General features: G+C 33.0%; 15 protein-coding genes. 4 read left to right on the top strand and 11 right to left on the bottom strand.

The annotated features are described in order from the left end of the window. Positions 1-99 precede the first annotated feature (99 nt). Together ACUUYC_RS08645 and ACUUYC_RS08640 are read left to right on the top strand one after the other, a co-directional pair. Complete coding sequence (locus ACUUYC_RS08645; RefSeq protein WP_474265284.1) at positions 100-804, top strand: lysophospholipid acyltransferase family protein; 705 nt, start codon at positions 100-102, stop codon at positions 802-804. Positions 805-806: 2 nt separating this feature from the next. Beyond that, on the top strand, positions 807-1,460 hold the full coding sequence (locus ACUUYC_RS08640; protein ID WP_474265283.1) for an HD domain-containing protein: 654 nt from the start codon (positions 807-809) through the stop codon (positions 1,458-1,460). A gap of 39 nt (positions 1,461-1,499) precedes the next feature. Here the strand turns inward: ACUUYC_RS08640 and ACUUYC_RS08635 are convergent, their stop codons facing one another. Beyond that, positions 1,500-2,369 carry an AraC family transcriptional regulator gene (locus ACUUYC_RS08635; RefSeq protein WP_474265282.1) on the bottom strand — a complete coding sequence of 290 codons (870 nt, stop codon included), beginning with the start codon at positions 2,367-2,369 and terminating at the stop codon, positions 1,500-1,502. Positions 2,370-2,573: 204 nt separating this feature from the next. Between ACUUYC_RS08635 and ACUUYC_RS08630 the strand changes: the two genes are divergently transcribed. After that, positions 2,574-3,170: a hypothetical protein gene (locus ACUUYC_RS08630; protein ID WP_474265281.1), complete on the top strand. Its 597-nt coding sequence runs from the start codon at positions 2,574-2,576 to the stop codon at positions 3,168-3,170. A 69-nt stretch (positions 3,171-3,239) separates the two neighbouring features. On the opposite strand, the gene ACUUYC_RS08625 is transcribed toward ACUUYC_RS08630, so the two are convergent. From ACUUYC_RS08625 to hemH, 9 genes are all read right to left on the bottom strand, one after another. Beyond that, the gene (locus ACUUYC_RS08625) at positions 3,240-3,671 is read right to left on the bottom strand and encodes a hypothetical protein (RefSeq protein WP_474265280.1); all 432 of its coding nucleotides are present in this window, start codon (positions 3,669-3,671) and stop codon (positions 3,240-3,242) included. A gap of 127 nt (positions 3,672-3,798) precedes the next feature. Further along, positions 3,799-4,872 (bottom strand): PA0069 family radical SAM protein, encoded by a 1,074-nt coding sequence (locus ACUUYC_RS08620; RefSeq protein ID WP_474266367.1) that lies wholly within the window; start codon positions 4,870-4,872, stop codon positions 3,799-3,801. A 134-nt stretch (positions 4,873-5,006) separates the two neighbouring features. Further along, positions 5,007-6,059, bottom strand: coding sequence for a T9SS type A sorting domain-containing protein (locus ACUUYC_RS08615; RefSeq protein WP_474265278.1), 1,053 nt, complete (start codon positions 6,057-6,059; stop codon positions 5,007-5,009). A gap of 161 nt (positions 6,060-6,220) precedes the next feature. Further along, a complete protein-coding gene (locus tag ACUUYC_RS08610; protein WP_474265277.1) occupies positions 6,221-7,003 on the bottom strand; it encodes an enoyl-CoA hydratase/isomerase family protein in 783 nt (260 codons plus the stop codon). Between the two features lie 5 nt (positions 7,004-7,008). Beyond that, positions 7,009-8,460, bottom strand: a complete 1,452-nt coding sequence (locus ACUUYC_RS08605) for a sensor histidine kinase (protein WP_474265276.1) — start codon at positions 8,458-8,460, stop codon at positions 7,009-7,011. Between the two features lie 46 nt (positions 8,461-8,506). After that, entirely contained in the window at positions 8,507-9,052 is a 546-nt protein-coding gene (locus ACUUYC_RS08600; RefSeq protein ID WP_474265274.1) for a CopD family protein, read from the bottom strand. Beyond that, a complete protein-coding gene (locus ACUUYC_RS08595) occupies positions 9,053-12,160 on the bottom strand; it encodes a VPS10 domain-containing protein (RefSeq protein WP_474265273.1) in 3,108 nt (1,035 codons plus the stop codon). It lies immediately after the preceding gene. A 144-nt stretch (positions 12,161-12,304) separates the two neighbouring features. Continuing rightward, positions 12,305-13,657, bottom strand: a complete 1,353-nt coding sequence (locus tag ACUUYC_RS08590) for an MATE family efflux transporter (RefSeq protein ID WP_474266366.1) — start codon at positions 13,655-13,657, stop codon at positions 12,305-12,307. Continuing rightward, on the bottom strand, positions 13,657-14,694 hold the full coding sequence (gene hemH, locus ACUUYC_RS08585) for a ferrochelatase (protein WP_474265272.1): 1,038 nt from the start codon (positions 14,692-14,694) through the stop codon (positions 13,657-13,659). Before hemH ends, ACUUYC_RS08590 begins: the two co-directional genes overlap by 1 nt. 282 nt (positions 14,695-14,976) lie before the next feature. Here hemH and ACUUYC_RS08580 point away from each other — a divergent pair, with 282 nt between their 5' ends. After that, entirely contained in the window at positions 14,977-18,429 is a 3,453-nt protein-coding gene (locus ACUUYC_RS08580) for a TraB/GumN family protein (RefSeq protein ID WP_474265271.1), read from the top strand. 243 nt (positions 18,430-18,672) lie between these two features. Here the strand turns inward: ACUUYC_RS08580 and ACUUYC_RS08575 are convergent, their stop codons facing one another. Continuing rightward, on the bottom strand, positions 18,673-20,157 hold the full coding sequence (locus tag ACUUYC_RS08575; RefSeq protein WP_474265270.1) for an aminotransferase class V-fold PLP-dependent enzyme: 1,485 nt from the start codon (positions 20,155-20,157) through the stop codon (positions 18,673-18,675). Positions 20,158-20,193 lie beyond the last annotated feature (36 nt).

Here is a 20,193-nt window from a genome sequence, read left to right as displayed (position 1 = left end):
AAACCACGTTTTTGCGTGGTTTTGTTTTATACTTTTACCACATCATAAAGTAGCAAAGTAGTGAAGTTTTTATCGTATATAATATCCAGCATTTACCTATTGTTTTTTGGGTTATCATTAGTGATTTTTCACGGAATACAATGGATTTGTTTAAAATTAGGCGGGCAAAAATGGCACAATTGGAGCGTAAATATGCTGCAATTTAGCTTAATGCGTTGCCAAAATATTTTAGGAACACGTTATGTTTTAAGAAATAAACATAAAATAAATACCGATCAACCATTAATTATTGTGTCCAATCATCAAAGTATGAATGACATTTCTCCAATGATTTGGTTGTTTAAAAAGCATTTTCCAAAATTTATTAGCAAGAAAGAACTCGGAAAAGGAATTCCAAGTATATCTTTCAATTTACGTCATGGTGGTGCAGCTTTGATTGATAGAAATGATCCGAAACAAGCGATTACAGAAATCATCAATTTTGCAAAACGAATTCATGAAAATACACAATCAGCTGTTATTTTCCCTGAAGGAACACGTAGTAAAAATGGCGTGCCAAGACCGTTTAAAACAAAAGGATTAGACGTATTGTTTAAATATATTCCGAATGCTCAAATTGTTCCTGTAACCATCAATAATTCATGGAAAACAACCAAATATGGAAAATTTCCATATGGATTGGGTTCAAAAATTACATTAGATGCACATGAGCCAATTCAACTAAGTGATTATCCACGAAATAAACGCGCAGAATTACTTGAACATATTGAAAAAGTAATTACAGATCATATCATTGTAGACTAAATATGCTAGAAACCCAAATTATAGAGAAAACAATTTCTTTCGTAAAAGAAACGTTGCTTGACGCGGAAGGCGGACACGATTGGTTTCATATAGAACGTGTGTATAAAAATGCATTGTTGATAGCAAAAAATGAAAATGTAGATACATTTATTGTGAGTTTGGGCGCGTTGTTACATGATATTGCTGATGCAAAATTTCACAATGGAGATGAAACCATTGGACCAAAAGTAGCACGCGAGTTTTTAGAAAGTGTACAGGTTTCACCAACTGTAATTCTTCATGTAGAAAATATTATTTCTAATATTTCTTTTAAAGGTGGCAACTTTGATCAAAAATTCAAATCACCTGAATTAGATGTCATTCAAGATGCAGATCGTTTGGACGCAATTGGCGCCATTGGAATTGCACGTTGTTTTAATTATGGTGGATTTAAAGATCGTAAATTATACGATCCTGCAATTCCTGTGAACCTCAACATGACCAAAGCCGAATATAAAAAATCTACAGCGCCAACAATTAATCATTTCTACGAAAAATTATTGTTATTAAAAGATAAAATGAATACAGAAACTGGAAAACGAATTGCAGCAAAACGCCATGCGTATATGGAACAGTTTTTAGAACAATTTTATGGTGAATGGAATGGGGAATTCTAGATTCTTAAAAAGGATTATTCTTATTTAAAAATAGCTCCTTTACTGAATCATCAATTTCATTTCACTTCTATATTTTGAAGCACTTTTTCCAGTAATTTCTTTGAAAAGTTTATTGAAATGTGAAAAATTATTGAATCCACTTTCATAACAAATATCTGTAATACTACTTTGACTTTCCAAGAGCAATTTTGTAGCGTGTATTACTCTATATTCATTCACTAATTTTGTAAATGTCTTTCCTGTTACTTTTTTAAAATATCGACAAAAAGCCGGAACCGTCATATTAACTTCTTCTGCAATTTCATCTAGTGATATATGTCTTTGAAAATTATTATTAATATACTTAAATATAGTATCAATTTTTACGCTGTCTTGTGGTTGTGTTTCAAAAGCAAATCCGTCAACATTTAGCAATTCATAATCTTCAGCTAAAGCCAATACATTAAGAATTTCCAATAATTTGATGATTCTTTTAAAGCCATTACATTTAGCTAGTTTTTCAATTTTTGGACCTACAATACGCTTTGTTTCTGGCTTAAAACGAATTCCTCTTTTTGCCTTTTCTAACAATAATGAAATATCTTGCATTTCAGAAACATTGTAAAACTCTTTCCCTAAAAAATCAGTTTTAAATTGAATTAATGTTTCTTTTCCTTTAGATGTCAATCGATCTGCAAAACCATTATGCGGCAAATTTGATCCAATCAATATTAATTGACTATTGTTAAAGTAAGATAAATGATTTCCTATATGACATTTTCCTTTTCCTTTATTTACATAGACTAATTCTACTTCTGGATGAAAATGCCAAAATGCCAGTCCACGCTTCCGCTTCTTTGTATTCTGTGCTACCAAAATGGAATTCCCAAATTCGGGCGTTATTTTTTCGTATGTAGGTTTATTGTTCATAAATTCAGATCACTTATGACAAATTTACTTTTTATATGATTTAAAAAAGTATGTTTTCTTACCCATATTATATACTATTTTAACTTAAAAAAAAGTTTACAATTATTTAACGGTTAAAATAATACACAAATTAGTCAAAATAGCTGTTTTCCAATACCAAAATCAAGCTTAGTTTTGCTATGTGAACTATTTAAAATAAAAGTCATGAAAAAAAGCATTAAAAACATTGTATGTATACTAGTGATGATCATTAGTATAACGAGTTACGCAAACAGTGACTATTCTTTAAACATGAAGAAAGGTAGTACTGTATTAACATTAACTAATGTTAAAAAAGGACATCAATTAATTATTAAGGACACTAATTTTTTAGTCCTTTACAGAGAATTAATTGCACAAAATGGTAGTTATTCTAAAGGATTTGATTTAACAAATTTACCAGATGGAAACTACTATTTTGAATTAGATAAAGATGTGAAAATTGTAAATATTCCTTTTACAGTAATTGCAAATAAGGTGAAATTTGAAAAAGAAAAGGAAACAATCATCTACAAACCAACCATACGAGTTGCAGATGATAAACTATATGTTTCAAGGCTTTCGCTAGAAACACAACCTATGAAAGTTGAAATCTATTACAGAGAAATATTTGGAGATTCTGCTAATTTATTATTTTCTGAAGACATTGAAAACACAAAGGTTATCTCTCGAATCTATGAACTTTCAAAAAAGAAAAAAGGGAAATACACAATTGTATTTACAACACAAGGAAGAGAATTTACAGAAAAATTTAAATTTTAGAAATCAACCAACTTTCTAAGTAAAAGCATAGCAAATCGTTCCTGATTGTTATGCTTTTTTTATGATATATTAGTACTTAATATTGATAACTCCATTGGTAAATACAAATACAGACTTATCAAAATTAGCATCTGTCGTGACTCTAAAAGTTCCTTCCATTTTTGAATCTGTATGTGTTGTGATAGATGTTTCTCTATCTCCAAAATTGACATCAGAACTATACTGTGTGTCATTTTCAATTAAAATAAATTCACCTATTTGATTGGTTTCTTCTACTAAAACAAAAAATAAAAGCGTTTTCATATCGTTGTCAAACAATGCTTCTATTCTTCGTTGATTCGGATCTATTGAATCTAACGTTACAGTATACTCAGTCAAAGAATAATCGACTCCATTGAGGTTAAAACGTATGGCGTTTTCAGTTGGTATTGGCACATTTTCATCATCACATGTACAGGCAAAAATTGTTAAAGTAATGATGCATAAAAATATTTTTTTCATTGGTATTAATTTCTAATTACACATATTTTGAATCATCATTTTTGATCAATTCAACTTAAATGTATCGTATTCATTCATGTGAAATCTGAAATAGTTAATAAGCGTAGTACATTTTTCGTAAGCGTAATTAAAACAGTGAATATTGCCCATTTTTGTATTTTTCATGAAGCGCTCTGTTGAGCCTAGGCATCTTTTTGTCTTTGAAATATTTCAAGCGCGCCAACTTGATTAAGTTTCTAATTTGTTCTGCAATTTTTCCTTCACCACGCATTCGATTTCCATAACGACTATCGCTCAATGTTCCTCCATGACAACTTTCAATTTGATGCAATACTTTTTCGGCTTTGTCGGGCATGGTTTTATGAATCCAATCAGAGAAAATTTCGCCAATAGCGCCATTCAATCTTACAATTGTAAACGCAATAGAACTTGCACCTAGTTCTGACACTTTTTTTGCCATTGGCAGTATTTCATGACTGTTTATTGATGGAATAATTGGCGCCAGCATTACATTTACCGGAATTCCGTTTTCAGAAAGTGTTTTCACTGTTTCCAAACGTTTTTTTATTGTAGCAGTTCGCGGTTCTAACACACGTCGTGTTTCTTCTGACAACGATGTTATAGAAATGTTTACACTTACTAAGTTATCTTCAGCTAATGCTTTTAAAATGTCTAAATCACGCAGAATTAATGCGTTTTTAGTAATGATTCCGACTGGATGTTTGTATTTCAAAAACACTTTTAGTAGACTTCTTGTAATTTCAAATTCTTTTTCCGCAGGTTGATAACAATCTGTATTTCCTGAAAGTATAATTGGACAGGCTTTCCAACTTTTCTTTTTTATTTTTTCTTCTAGAAGTTCGGCTGCATTCCGTTTGATTAATATTTTCCGTTCAAAATCTAATCCTGCGCTAAATCCCCAATATTCATGTGTTACACGCGCATAACAATAGATACAACCATGTTCGCAACCTTGATATGGATTTAAGGAATACTCCATTCCTACATCCGGGCTTTTGACTTTGTTTATAATCGTTTTTGGGAATGTTTTTATGTAGGTTGTTTTGTTTTTATCTGCATCTTCACCTTCTTTTCGGCAGTATTCTAAAAAATCAGCGCGTGTTTCATGTGCATCTTGCAAAAAACGATTGTGTACGTTTTTTTGTGCGCCTCTTCCTTTTATTTTTGATGAATGATTCAAATTTGTGATTTCTTTCTTCAAAAGTAATTCTCACGAAAGTGAATTGAACAATTATTGACTTTTTTAAGGTGCAACTACAGGAATACAAAAATCCCGCTTATAAAAAGCAGGATTTTCATTTTATGTCGTATAATTTATTGTTTAATAAATTTTCGAATGGCAGAACGATTTTGATCGTCCATCACTTTCAAAAAGTAAATTCCACTTTGTAAAGAACGTACATTGATTCGTGTAGGACTGTCTAAAGGAATGCTTATTTTTTTTCCTTGAATAGAATAAATTTCTACATCTTTAATAGATGTAATTCCTTGAACTTGCAAGAAATCGGAAGTTGGATTCGGATATATAGCAACATTCGTCAACTCAACATCTTCAGTCGATAGTGTTAGTGAAAAATTCACAGTACTACAATCGCTAGAAATTGTTATATAACGAGCTTCAGAAGCTTGGCAACCAGCAAAACAATCACCACCATAAAGCCAAAATTCATAAATACCATTTCCATTTACTCTAATATCACAAACAGCTACAGAATAACTTTGTGTACCAACAGGAAGCATAGGTATAAGAATATTATAAGGAACACCTGAGTAATTAATACCTAATGGATTGGTGTACGTATTATATGGTTCTGCATAGTTAACGCCAGCAATAGTTTCAAAATCACTTACAATAGCTCTAATATTTAAAAAATCGAAACTTGTAGTCAAAATAAATGCTGTAGTTCCTGAGCTATTAAAATCTATAAAATTACTTATGGTTAGTTGATACTGACTCATTAAGTTGTCTAAATCTGCAATTCCAGATACACCCGTATCTTTAAATGTTTGTACCCAAGAAGTAGCCGTATTTATCGAAAAAGCTAGGCTTTTGTATTCTGTATATTGTGCATAACTATAAACCGGATTTACTCTAAACTGAAATTCATTAAACAATGAGTCTATTTCAGGAGTGTTTTGAGGATTATTGTAAATAGCTGATAACTGTTCCAAATATGGAGTTACTCTTGCTTCAGGGACAAACGGATTATTGTAATCAATGTCATTTACATCACTTCTTATTTCTCGCAAAGCAAGGATTTTTGCATCAATTTCATAATTCTGTTGAATAAATGGATCAACAGTACATTGTGCATTTACATAAAATAGAAATAAACAAAATATGTTGGTAAGTAGTATTTTTTTCATGGCATTTGTTTTGGTAAGTAAAGAATAAGTATCTGAAAATCATAAAAATCAGACATTTATATATTACCAAAGGAACATATTATTGCTTGAAAAACAAAAAAACACTACTGATCGTTTATAAATCACGAGTATATACGGGTATTAAAAGTCATTTTTTAATATTACTTCCCAGGAAATGCTGCTTTTCGTTTTTCTAAGAAAGCTGTTGTTCCTTCTTTGAAATCTTCCGTTCCAAAACAGTTTCCAAATTCAGTAATTTCTGCTTCATAACCGTTTACACCATCTGAATAATTAGCATTTACAGCTTTGATTGCTCCACTAATTGCTACTAAAGAGTTTCGCATTATTTTACTTGCGAGTTTGTAAGCTAACGGTAGTAATTCTTCTTGTGTTGTTACATGATTTACCAATCCGCATTGATGTGCTTCTTCTGCACCAATCATTCCTGCTGTCATAATCATTTCCATGGCTTTTCCTTTACCAACTAATTGAGGTAAACGTTGTGTTCCACCATATCCTGGAATTACTCCAAGTGAAACTTCTGGTAAGCCCATTTTTGCAGTATCACTTGCAATTCTGAAGTGTGAAGCCATTGCCAATTCCAATCCGCCACCAAGCGCAAATCCGTTTACGGCAGCAATTACGGGCGTTCCTAAATTTTGAACAAAATCAAAAAGTAATTCTTGTCCTTTTGCAGCTAGTTTTCCACCTTCATCTACTGAAAAGTGTGCAAATTCACTAATATCTGCACCAGCTACAAATGCTTTTTCTCCACTTCCTGTTAGCACAATTACTTTTGCTTCAGCAGTTGCATCTAACGCTTCAAAAGCATCGTGCAATTCTTGAATTGTATCACGGTTTAACGCGTTTAGCTTTTTTGGACGGTTGATAGTAATGGTTGCGATTCCATTTTCTTGTTGTACAAGTATATTTTCGTAGTTCATGATGATTAGTTTTTTGGAATTCTCACAGTAAATGTTGTTCCTTTATTTTCTTCTGATGTAAAAGTAATACTTCCATCATAAGTTTCCACAATATTTTTCACCATTCCTAAACCAAGTCCCATTCCGCTTGTTTTTGTGGTGAATTTTGGTTCAAATATCTTCGGAGTATTTTCTTTAGTAATTCCAATACCATTGTCTTCAACCGTAATCATTGCATTATCATTTTGTTCAAATATACGAACATCAATTGATGGTGTACGATCATTTGAAATTGCTTGAATGGCATTTTTAACCAAATTCGTAATCACACGAATGAGTTGTGTACGATCAAATTTTATGATAATTTCTTCTTGTTCAAAGTGTACATGAATGTAATCTTCATTAAAGATATCCATTGCCAAACGTGTTATTTCTACCACATTTAGCATTTCATTTTGTTGCGCAGGCATTTTCGCAAAGTTTGAAAATGCTGAGGCAATACTACTCATGGTATCCACCTGTTGAATGAGTGTTTTTGTGTATTCGTCTACTTTTTGATAAATATTCGGATCATTCGGATCAAATTTTCGTTGAAAACTTTGCACACTTAAACGCATTGGCGTTAGTGGATTTTTAATTTCGTGTGCTACTTGTTTTGCCATTTCGCGCCAAGCTTGTTCACGTTCACTCATGGCAAGTTTTACAGCACTTTCTTCCAATTCATCAATCATACCGTTATAAGCGGCAATTAAGTTGTAGATTTCTTCTCCTGCATTTTCTACAATAATTTTTTCATTCCGTTTATTAAATCGGGTTTGATCAAGTTTTTCACCAATCTTTTTTAAAGAACGTGTTATATATCTTGAAATGAAATATGCAAAAACAATGGCAACTAACAGCATTATAATGTATGCATATCCTAAACGTCTAAAGAATTCTATCAGTTCATTAGTACTGAAAGAATCATCACGCTCATACTGAAGGTTTAAGATTCCTAATGGTTTTGCTTTTGAATCTGTAATAATTGTATATGAAGATTTATATTGACCTTTTTCCGTATCAATATCTTCTACATAACGTTTATCGGCAAGTACATTTATATTATTTAAAATTTCAACAGATAAACATTCTTGTGCTTCTTCTTGTCCAATAGACGTATCGGATGTATTAATAAGTGTTCCGCTTAAATCATATAGGTTGAAATCTACACTATGAATATCGGCTATTCTATAGATTGCATCTTTAAAAATGAGATGTAATTTTTCTTCATTTACAACATAGGTTGTTTCTTTAATGACATACTTCACATTTTTACGTACTTGCTCTTCTTTACGTTCTAACCTTGCTCTGTGGTAATCTTTTGTTTGTTCACGATATTGAATTAACGTAACTAAAGCAATTAAAATAGATGATACAAGCATCAAAATAATCAAGTAGGCAAATATTCTGGAACGTAATGAAAGTCTTGCTAATTTCATGAATGTGGGTTTATCTTCCTTGCTTTCGCACAATAATCAAGCCAAGTTAAGCATCAGGGTTTTTCTCGCGGATGCGTTTGTATAGTTTAAATCCTAACATTAGTAACATTCCTAATACAACAATTCCAATAACACCAAAAATCCAATTGATAGCGCTTTTTAAGATAACTAAAAATACAACTGCAAAGAGGATAAATGTAGCGCCTTCATTCCATAATCGCATAAAGTTTGAAGTATAATTTACTTCATCTCGTTGCAATTGCTTAAACATTTGATGTGTTTTGAATTGATATAGAAATAGTAAAAATACAAATCCGAGTTTTACATGCATCCAACCAAACTCTAACCAAACTGGTCTTAAAATTAGCAACCAAATTGCAAAAATAGTTGCTAAAACGGCTGATGGCCATGTAATGATATACCATAAACGTTTTGCCATTAGTTTTAGCTGTTTCCCTAAAATTTCCTTTTCAGGAGAAGGTTTGTGAAAGGCTTCTATTTGATATACAAAAAGCCGCGGAATGTAAAATAATCCGGCAAACCATGTCACTACAAATATGAGGTGTAATGATTTTATATAGTCGTATTCCATTTAGTCTTCTATAAATAGATAATTTAGTTTTTTCGCATTAAACGCATCGTTAAACGCCTTAATTTCAGTATCAACCAAGTTATTAAATGTAGTTAATTCTTTATTAATTTGTTGCGATAGTTCGTTCTTAACAGCAATATCTTGTTCTGTTGGTGCAAAATCGCCCATACTAACCAAAGAGTTTAAGTGTCCTAATTTGTTTGTGAGACGAATTGGGAAATTTAATGGATCTTGTCCGCTTCGGTTTTTAGTTTGATACAACGCTTCTTCAATTGATGTGAATTTTTTCTTTAATTCTTTGGCTTTTTCCACCAAATCTTTCACGTTTTCATCATCTTTATATTGCGTTGCAAAAGAAGTCAATTTTGCGTTAATCTTACGAATTTTTTTGATCGATTTGTGTGCATTGTCCATCGTTGCGTTTACATCCTTGATAAAATCAAACTGCTTTTGCATATCAACCAAAGTGCTTTCTGCTCTTGGATCTGCTAAAATTGTAAATGGTTTTGTAATTTCAACTGCATCTGAATCTCCTTTTGTAACCGATAATTTTACTTTATACGTTCCTGGAACCGCTTTTGGGCCATTGAGACTTGCCCACCAAAGAATCATTCCTTTTAGCTTTTCAGTTCCTTTATACGTCATATTCCACACAAATTGATTTGCGCCTTCTTTAACTTCTAACTTGTCTTTCTTTTTATTTTTTGTGCTAAACTTTTTAATGACATCACCATTTGCTTCCATGTACGTTAATGTAACCTCATCTGTTGATTCATAATCATTTAGATAGAAATACGTCATCACACCATTTGGATGATTTGTACCTTCCGTTTTGCTTCCTTTTCGTGAACCACCACGCATTCTATACGTATCTTTTGGAGTGTACAGAATGTTTGTATTTTTTGAGATATTGTATTGTTGATGAATTACCGTTAAATCATCAATCATCCATAAACTTCTACCTTGCGTTGCTACAATTAAATTATTGTCTTTAATCGTTAAATCAGTAATTGGAACGATTGGAAGATTCAACTGAAACGATTGCCAATTTTTTCCATCATTGAACGAAATGTACATTCCTGTTTCTGTTCCAGCGTATAATAATCCTTTACGTTTTGGATCTTCACGCAATACTCTTGTAAAATGTTCTGAGTTGATTCCATTCGTGATTTTCGTCCACGATTTTCCGTAATCTGTTGTTTTGTATAAATACGGAGCAAAATCACCTGTTTTGTACTTCGTTCCAGCTACATAACAGGTTCCAGCATCAAAAGCACTTGGTTCAATACTGTTAATCATCATCCATTCAGGCATTCCTTTTGGCGTAACGTTGTTCCAAGTTTTTCCACCATCTTGTGTGATGTGAATTAATCCATCATCACTTCCAACCCATAAAACACCTTCTTTTACTGGCGATTCTTGCGCAGCAAATATCGTACAGTAATATTCTACAGACGTATTATCTTGTGTAATTGGCCCACCAGAAGATTTTAGTTTTTCAGGATCGTTTCGTGTTAAATCTGGACTGATAATATCCCACGATTGTCCTTCATTTTCCGTCACATGTACACGATTTGAAAATGTATATAATCTATTCGGATTGTGTTTTGAGAATATAATTGGGAAATTCCACTGAAAACGATATTTCATACCTTCTGCACCATGTCCCATTGGATTGTCTGGCCATACATTAATAGCTCGTACCGTTCCTGTTTTGTGATTTTTTCTTGTTAGAAAACCATCATAACTTCCGCCATATACAATATCGTTATCTTTTGGATCGACAGCAATATGAGCCGATTCGCCACCAGCAGTACGTTCCCAATCTTCATCCGAAATAGAACGTCCGTCAGTTCTGTGCGGAATTCGTATGGTTGAATTATCTTGTTGTGCTACATAGATTCTGTATGGAAAGCTATTATCCGTTGTAACTCTATAAAATTGTGATGTTGGTTGATTGTGATATGTACTCCACGTTTCGCCACCATCATACGTAACTTGCGCGCCACCATCATCACCAATGATCATACGTTTTGGGTTTTCTGGAGCAATCCATAAATCGTGATGATCTCCATGTGGAGCATTGTATGTGCTAAATGTTTTTCCTCCATCCGTACTTTTGTGATAACGTACATTTAATACATAGACTACATCTACATTTTCCGTATCTGCATATAAACGTGTGTAATACCAAGCGCGTTGGCGTAATTTACGTTCGCTATTTACTTGCTTCCATGTTTCTCCGCCATCTTCACTTCGGTACAAACCACCTTTTTCTTTGTTCTCTACAATTGCCCAAACACGTTGATTGTTTAATGGAGAAACTGTAACTCCAATAATTCCTAATGTTCCTGTTGGAAATCCTTTGTGTTTTGAGATTTCTGTCCACGTTTCGCCACTATCTGTACTTTTCCATAATGCCGAACCGTCGCCACCTGAACTTAAACTGTATGGTGTTCTGCGGATTTTCCATGTAGAAGCATATAAAATTCGTGGATTTGTGGGATCGATGCGTAAATCAACTACACCAGCATCTGCGTTAGCAAATAGTGTTTTTCGCCATGTTTTTCCTCCGTCTGTACTTTTATATACGCCTCTTTCTTGTGTTGATTTATAGAGATTTCCCATGACTCCAGCATATACAATATCTGGGTTTGTAGGATGCACTGCCATTCTTGGAATGTGTCTTGAATTTTTTAAACCTGAAGCTATCCATGTTTTTCCTGCATCAACACTTTTCCATACGCCATAACCAGAAGATACATTTCCACGAACCGTTTTTTCTCCACCACCGACATACATTACATTTGGATCACTGTTGGAAACCGTTATAGAGCCTACACTTCCGCCAAAATATCCGTCAGAGATATTTTCCCAGTTTCGTCCACCATTGGTTGTTTTCCAAACGCCACCACCAGTAGCGCCAAAATAGAAAAGATTTGGTTTGTTTGGAACACCAGTAACTGCGGCGCTTCGTCCACCACGAAATGGTCCGACCAATCGGTATTCTACATTTTTATAATAATCTTCATTCGTGTTTTGTGCTTGTGTTTCAAAGGAAGTTCCTACCGTAAGTAGTACTACGGCTAGTAAGGTTAAAAATCGCATTTTTAGGTTGGTTTGGTTTCTGGTATTAAAAATAAAGAATTATTACTTAGTTTTTGTTAACTAATATGAATTAGTTCCGTTTTTAACAACTATTGAGTTTCATGTTGTTAATTATCACACAAAAAGAAAAATAGAAACAAATTCTTATTGTTTTACTGTTTTTAGCGTACGCCGAATTTCTTTATTGAGATACCAACCTGTGAGAATGGTTGACAGTAAATCGGCAATAGGAAATGATATCCAAACTCCAAAAATTCCATAGTATTTTGGTAAGATTAGAATTAACGGAATTAAGAAAAATCCTTGTTTTGTGAGTGTTAGCAGTAATGCTGGAATTGCTTTTCCAATTGCTTGAAAATACCCAGAACCGATCATTTGTACCGCAATTAATGGTGTTACCAAGAAAACCCAACGCAAAGCATTTGGGGCGTCTCTAATTACAACCTCATCATTCGTAAAAACAGCAGTAATTTGTTCTGGAAAAAACATAATGATAGCAAAGATTGCCAACGCTAATCCTGTTCCGTATTTAATAGAAATATTGATACTTTCTCGAACACGTTCAAATTTTTCTGCTCCATAATTGAATCCTGCAATTGGTAAAAATCCTTGTGAGATTCCCATGACTGGAAATAATGCAAACATTAACATTCGACTTATGATTCCGTAAATGGTCACAGATGCTTCGCCTCCATAAGCAAATAATGTATGATTTAAAATAATCGATAAGATACTTACCATTCCTTGTCGTGCCAACGTAACACCACCAAGTTCTGTGATTTCACGAACTATAGGTTGCTCTAGTTTGAAACATTTCAAGCGTATTTTGAGTTCACTATGTTTTGAAAAGAAAAACCAATAGATAAACACAAAACAGATAAAGTATGATATAGACGTTGCCCAAGCTGCACCAGCCATTCCCATATCCAATACATTGATAAATATATAATCAAAGAGAATATTCCCAATCGCTGGAAGAATCAAGGCAACCATTGCAAATTTTGGTTTTCCTTCCGCACGTACAACTGGGTTTCCCGTCATGCAAAGTGCCAAAAACGGAATGCAATACATGATGATTGTATAGTATATTTCGGCTGGACCGAGAATTTTACCATTCGCGCCAAAAAGCGCCAACGCTTCTTCTTTAAAGATAAGACCGACAATGACAAAGAAAACTGACAACCCTAAAGACAATACTATTTGATTTCCAAACGTGCGTTGTGCTTTGTCATGATCATCTGCTCCTAATGCTCTGGAAATGATAGACGCACCACCAACTCCAATTGCCATTCCTATTGATGCAATTAAAAAGGTAAGCGGAACTACTACCGTTATTGCGGCAATTGCCATTGGACCAATCCATTGTCCCACAAAAATGGTATCAACTACCATGTTTAGTGACATTACAAGAATTCCTATGGATGCAGGAAGTGCTTGCGAGATTAGTAGTTTACCAATAGGCGCGTTACCGAGTTCGGCAGAAGCTTTGTTTGCCATTAGGCTGTTACTTCCTCTTTTGAAGCTACGCTCCATTCATTAATCCAACGTGTCATTACTTTTACCCAAGCGTCACTGTCATTTAAGCATGGAATGTGTTTGTATTCTTCTCCACCAGCTTCTTTGAATTCTTCTTCACCTTCCATTGCGATTTCTTCCAAAGTTTCTAAACAATCTGCAACAAATGCAGGCGTAATAACAACTAGGTTCTTTTTCCCTTCTTTCGGAAAACGTTCAAATTCAAAATCTGTATAGGGTTTTAACCAAGGATCGCCACCTAAACGTGATTGGAATGAGTTGCTATATTTTCCTTCTGGCAAGTCTAAGTATTTTGCAATTTCTTTTGTGGTTTCAAAACATTGATGTCTGTAGCACGTTGCATGTGCTTTGGATGCTGTTTCACAACAACTTCCATCTATTTTACAGTGTGATTTTGTTGGATCACTTTTGCGAATGTGACGTTCAGGAATTCCGTGATATGAAAACAAGATATGATCATAATCAACACCTTCTATGTGCGATTTTATGTTGTCAGACATTACACGAATGTAATCTGGGTGATTGTAAAATGATGGAACAACCGTTAAGTTCATTTTTGGAAAATGCTTTTGTTGTTGTTCTTTTGTTTTTTCAATGACTGTTTCTGTAGAAGACATTGCATAATGCGGATATAATGGCACCACTAATACATCGTCAACACCTTGATCGTGTAATTCTTTTAATCCTTTTTGAATACTCATAGAACCGTAACGCATTCCTAATGCTACAGGAATTTTGGCACGGTCTTGTACTTTTTTATGAAAACGTTCAGAAATAACAATTAACGGAGAACCTTCTTCCCACCAAATTTTCTGGTATGCTTTTGCAGATTTTTTTGGTCGCGTATTTAATATAATTCCTTTTACTAAAAATGCGCGAAGTAAATAAGGAACATCAATAACACGTCCGTCCATTAAAAATTCGCCTAAATATCTTTTTACATCTTTAGGGTTTGGACTATCGGGAGATCCTAAATTAATTAATAATACACCTTTCATGTGTTTGTATTTATTGTTTTTTATTTGTCACATGCTGTTCGCTATTAATCATTCACTTAAGTGATAAAATTTTGAACATGCTCGTTTCATCTGTTTCTTTTGTTTCAACGCTCAAAAATACGACACTATATTCAATAAATGAATAGGCTATCATAGGAAATCTTTATATACTCATTCAAAAGCTATTTTCACGCATTATGATTCTGTTAACAGGAAAGATTTGTTATCTTTAGTACATTGTTACCAAATTACCAATCGCATGTATTGGTTTTAATATTGCACATGATTTTTATGAGAGTTTATATATCTATTTTATCCCTGATTTTTACAGCAGTCCTTTTTTCACAAGAATCCAAACAAAGTCTCCTTTGGGAGGTTTCCGGAAACGGCATGGAAAAACCTTCCTATTTGTATGGAACAATGCACGTAAGTAAAAAAGTAGCATTTCGCTTGGATGATGTCTTTTTTAAAGCATTACAAGAGAGTGAAACTATCGCTTTAGAGTCTGACCCAACTACTTGGCTAGCGCATAATTATGAGCGAATGGTAACTACTACGCGACGAAATTATAATGAACGAAATTTTTATACGAGCAATTTTAATCCACAGTTTTCAAAGAAAGAAATTGTACGTCGTATTATTCGGTTTGACAACAGAATTATCAATGGATATTTATACAGAAAACAAGCTGGCGCAGATGATTTTGAAGAAGAAACGTATTTAGATATGTTTATTTATCAAGCTGGAAAAAAGAACAATAAGCCTATTATTAGTTTGGAAGATATTGCCGAATCACGTTATTTAACATCGCGTGCTGCGTTTAATCGTTTGAAGAAAAAACCAGCGGAATGGCTCCAAAAAAAGTTTAAGAAAAAAAATAAATATACATTACAAGAAGATGTGTATAGAGATCGAAATATTGACTTGTTAGATTCTATCGGAGCTGCTGTAAATACTGAATTTTACAGAGAACACATGTTGTTCAAGCGCAATGAGAATATGGTAATTGTAATGGATTCATTAATGCAACACAAAACCGTATTTGCAGGAGTTGGCGCAGCGCATTTGGCAGGAGAAAAAGGCATGTTGCAAATGTTGGAAGACAGAGGTTATACCGTAAAACCATTAACGTCTAAACAAACAGATTTTGCATTAAAAGCGAAAGCCAAATTAGAAGATTTACACGTAAAACCCTATTTAAATTCATATAGCACACCAGATGGATTTATTACGGTAAAAACCTTTGACGAACTTCGTGAGTTTGTCTATAAAGAGCAAAAGTTTTATTTAGCGCCCGATATGACAAATGGTGCGTATTTGACAATTACACGATTGAATACATATGATCATTTTCCGAATGAGGAAAAAATTACGCTTGACGAAATTGATCCGTTATTATATGAAGATATTCCAGGTGATATTATTTCAAAAAAGGCATTGACTAGTCCGTTTCCAGGATTTAGCATTGTAAACAAAACTAAAAAAGGCGATTACCAAAAGTATCATATTTACAAAACGCCTCTGGAAGTCATTATTATCAAGTTTGCTGGAAAGAAAGATTTTGTACTAGAATACGAAAAAGAAATTTTTGATTCTATTTCGTTTCGTGTGCCTTCTAGCGAGCTAAAAACGTATGCTTCTGAGTATAATAAATACAGCTTTTTATTTCCTGCGAATTACATTTCCGACAATACTAAAAACTATGGAAACAAGTTGTTGCAAGCTGAAGTAGACAATCAATATTATTTCTTTAAAGAAGTAATGAACAACGACTTAACTTATATTGAAGAAGATAAATTTGAAGCAAAATATATTCATGATAACTTTTATACTACTTTCGATTTAACCAAAGAAACAGGGAAATTTGTTGATTTTGGCTATCAAAGTTATGAATCTTCCGCATTGATTGATACCTTAAAACAAGATCATATTCACCTTAAAACTATTGTAAAAGACGAAAGCTATTATTTGCTCGGTTATATCGGAAAAAAGAAAGAAAAAGCTACTGCGTATTTCAATTCGTTTAAGCTAGAAAAACCTAAGTACGAAAAGTTCAAAACAGTTATTGATACATCGTTACATTTCTCTGTATTAACCAGTGCTAAACAACCTGAAACTAGCGCAGCTTACGGACGTTATAAGTCAAAAAAGAAAGCGTATGATGAAGACAAAAAATATATTGTATATACATCAAAAAGTAACGAAAAAGTATTCGTAAAGCGTATAAAATATCACGATTTACAAATGTATCACAATATTGATAGTGTTTGGAGTTCATTTGAAAAAGGCTACAAACACGATTTGGTTATTGAAGACAAAAAGATATGGGAAAAAGACAACTCTTATTACAGTACATATCGTTTAAAAGATACGGCTAGCGCCAAGCGTTTTTACATGAAAAACATTTTAAAGAAAGGTGTTATGTATGGTTTGCTTACGCTAGAAGATTCAATTGCTGAACCTTCTGAGTTTGTCAATAATTTCTATGAAACATTTCAACCGTTGGACACATTGCTTGGAAAAGATATTTTCACAGATAAAACAAAAATTTTCTTTGACGGAATTAAAAACAATGATAGTATTATATTAAAATCGTACGCAAAAATTAAGTTTACAGACAAACATGCAAATACCATTATTTCTATTTTAAAAGAACACGATTTCCCGGAAGACAGAGAAAATATTAAGAATTACTTAATACGATCACTTGGAAAGCTCGAAAACGATCGAATTCATCCGTTTTTTAAAGATTTGTATGTTACAGCATATGACAAGCCAAAAACACAAACAGCCATCTTAAAATCGTTGTTATTACAAAAAGAAGAAGATTCGTATGAACTAGTACTTTCATTACTTGAAAAAGATTTTCCACTCGATTCTAGAGGAACAAGCAGATTGTTTAAAACTGGAAAAAACAGTTTGGCTTTAAAAAGAGTTTTATTCCCAGAATTGCTCAATTATTCAAGCATTCAAGAATATAAAACACCTGTATATTCATTGTTAACGCAATTGGTTGATAGTAGTCTTATCAAACCAAAAACTTATAAAAAATATAAGAATCAATTACTAAATGATGCTAAAATAGAAATCAAAAGAAACATAGGGAAATCATCTTATAATAGTAACAGTAATTATGCTTTAAACCGATATGTAAAGCTTTTATTTCCATTTAGAAAAGACAAAAACATCAAAGATTTCTTTAATAAATTGGTCAAAAGTGATGCTAAAAGTGCGTTATCAACCTATTTTGCGCTGTTAGCTGAAAACCAAGAATCAATTTCACCAGCATTAAAAGAAAAGACAATTGAAGATAAAAAAGCGCTTTCTGCAACTCTATACAAATTAGCAAAAAAGGATTTATTAGCAGTCGTACCCGATTCGTTAAAAACTCAACAACGCTATGCGGAAACTCGATTGATCAATGAAATTAGTTTTAATGAGGAAAAAGATGAAATTGAATTTGTGACCAAAAAACAGGTTGAAAATGAAGATGGAAACATTACTATTTACTTTTTCAAAATCACAAAGAAAAGTACATATACAAGCAGTACAAAACTGTACTATATCGCTTTCTTAGACGAAGAAAAACTTAACACAACAGCCTATTTCTACTCAAAAAAATATGATGGCACAAAAATTTACGGAGACGAAATTGAAGATGAAATCTACGATAAAGCTATTGAACTCGTAAAATATAAAAACAGAAAACGCATTAGTGGACGAACTAGATATTAGATGTTAGATGTTAGATGTTAGATGTTAGATGTTAGATGTTAGATGTTAGATGTTAGATGTTAGATGTTAGATGTTAGATGTTAGATGTTAGATGTTAGATGGAAATTAAACAACCAAACGACTTTTCGAGTGATTTTCGATAGAAAATTGTATTTCAACTTTGCTCAGTTGATCCAAAATAAACATTCCGCAAACTACATCAGTTGAGTTTACGAAATGCTTATAAATGTTTTTAGTTTAAGGCTAGTTTTCTTGTACTGTTAATGCATCTAATACTTCTGTAGTAATATTATTTTCTTCACGAATAAACTTCGCTATCTTAGCTACAACCGCAGAAATTTGGTTTGGCAAATTCATAATATGAGGACAAATTCTAAGTCCTTCAGGACGCGTATTCCCAGTTTTTATTTCAGGAATAAAACCTACGGCGAAACGACTTTTTTCACCTTTCTTACCATATAAATAATTATATAAATCTTGATGATTAATTGTTGTTCTTGACGAAACAATTTTAAACACTGTCACACCATTAGAGAATTTTTTGGAAGTAGGCGTAACATATACAATTTCTACTCCTAAACTTCTAGCCATGAAATTTAATTTTCTTCTTAAATCGTCTTGAAGAGATTTAACTCTTGTTTCAATACGCTTCGGATCAATCCCGTTTATCTTATCGTGTTCTGAAATTGTTTGTCCCAAGGCATAAATATTGGCTTCATCTCTTTGTCCAAGCAATTCAAATCGTGATGTATCTTCAGGCAAAGTATCTTCAAAACCAATTTTACCATCATATGCATGAATACTAATATCGAAATTTTTAGCGCGCTCAGGTTTCATATAAAAAAGACCTGTTTCAAACGGTCCCATTAGCCATTTATGTGAACTTGAAGCAAAACTGTCACAGTCTACACCTTTTCTTCCGTTTTTCTCTATTAGATTTATTTCCAAACCGCCCCAACTTACCGCGCCATCAACATGAATATGAATGTCAGGATATATTGCACGTACTCTTTCCACAATTTCTTTTGAAGGCATACAAATACCCGAAATATTAGACACTTCTGAAAAACTTAACATGACGGTTTTTCCAGCAGTATTTTTGATTTTTTCTATAATGATATTGCAGATTGCTGTTAGAATTCGCTCATCTGTCCAATTCGTAAAATTGACCGTTTTGAGTGAAAACATTTCAACTTTTTTCGTTTCCGTAGATCTCAATCTCCAAACATTATTATTTGTAGGATGATTTTCGTCCCATAGCAGCACAGTATTGCCTTCCCATAATTTAAATCCTTTAGAAAGTTGATTATTTGCCTCACTAGTATTACGCACCAAAGCAATATTTTTAACATCTGACTCAGACACAGCACCAACATGTTGCGCAATTACTTCTCGGATAGCTTCTAAAATTAGTTTATATCGCTCTTGTCTTGATTGCATAGAAATGTCTGCATTGAATTGAAAACGTAGCGAATTAATTTTATTCAATACAGGAACAAACGTAGGACACAAATTTGCTGAATTCATTGGTTCAACTTCAAACTCAGGATCAACACCTGTATTGAAAAATAATTTTCGGACATCTAACCAATCAACAGGTGCATCAAAGTCAAAAGTTTGTTTAAAGTCTTGCTTTAGTAAACTATATTGTTCATTGGTGATTAATGATTTTTGTTCAAGCTTTTCTATAAGCTCAAGCATTTGGTTTTGAATTGCACTAGTTTCCATGATTTTACTGTTTAATTGTGTTTCTTACTCGTTTAA

This window comes from Kordia sp. E (assembly GCF_056033805.1).
Note: the sequence above shows the minus strand (reverse complement) of the source record. Positions and strands in the feature narration are given on the sequence as shown.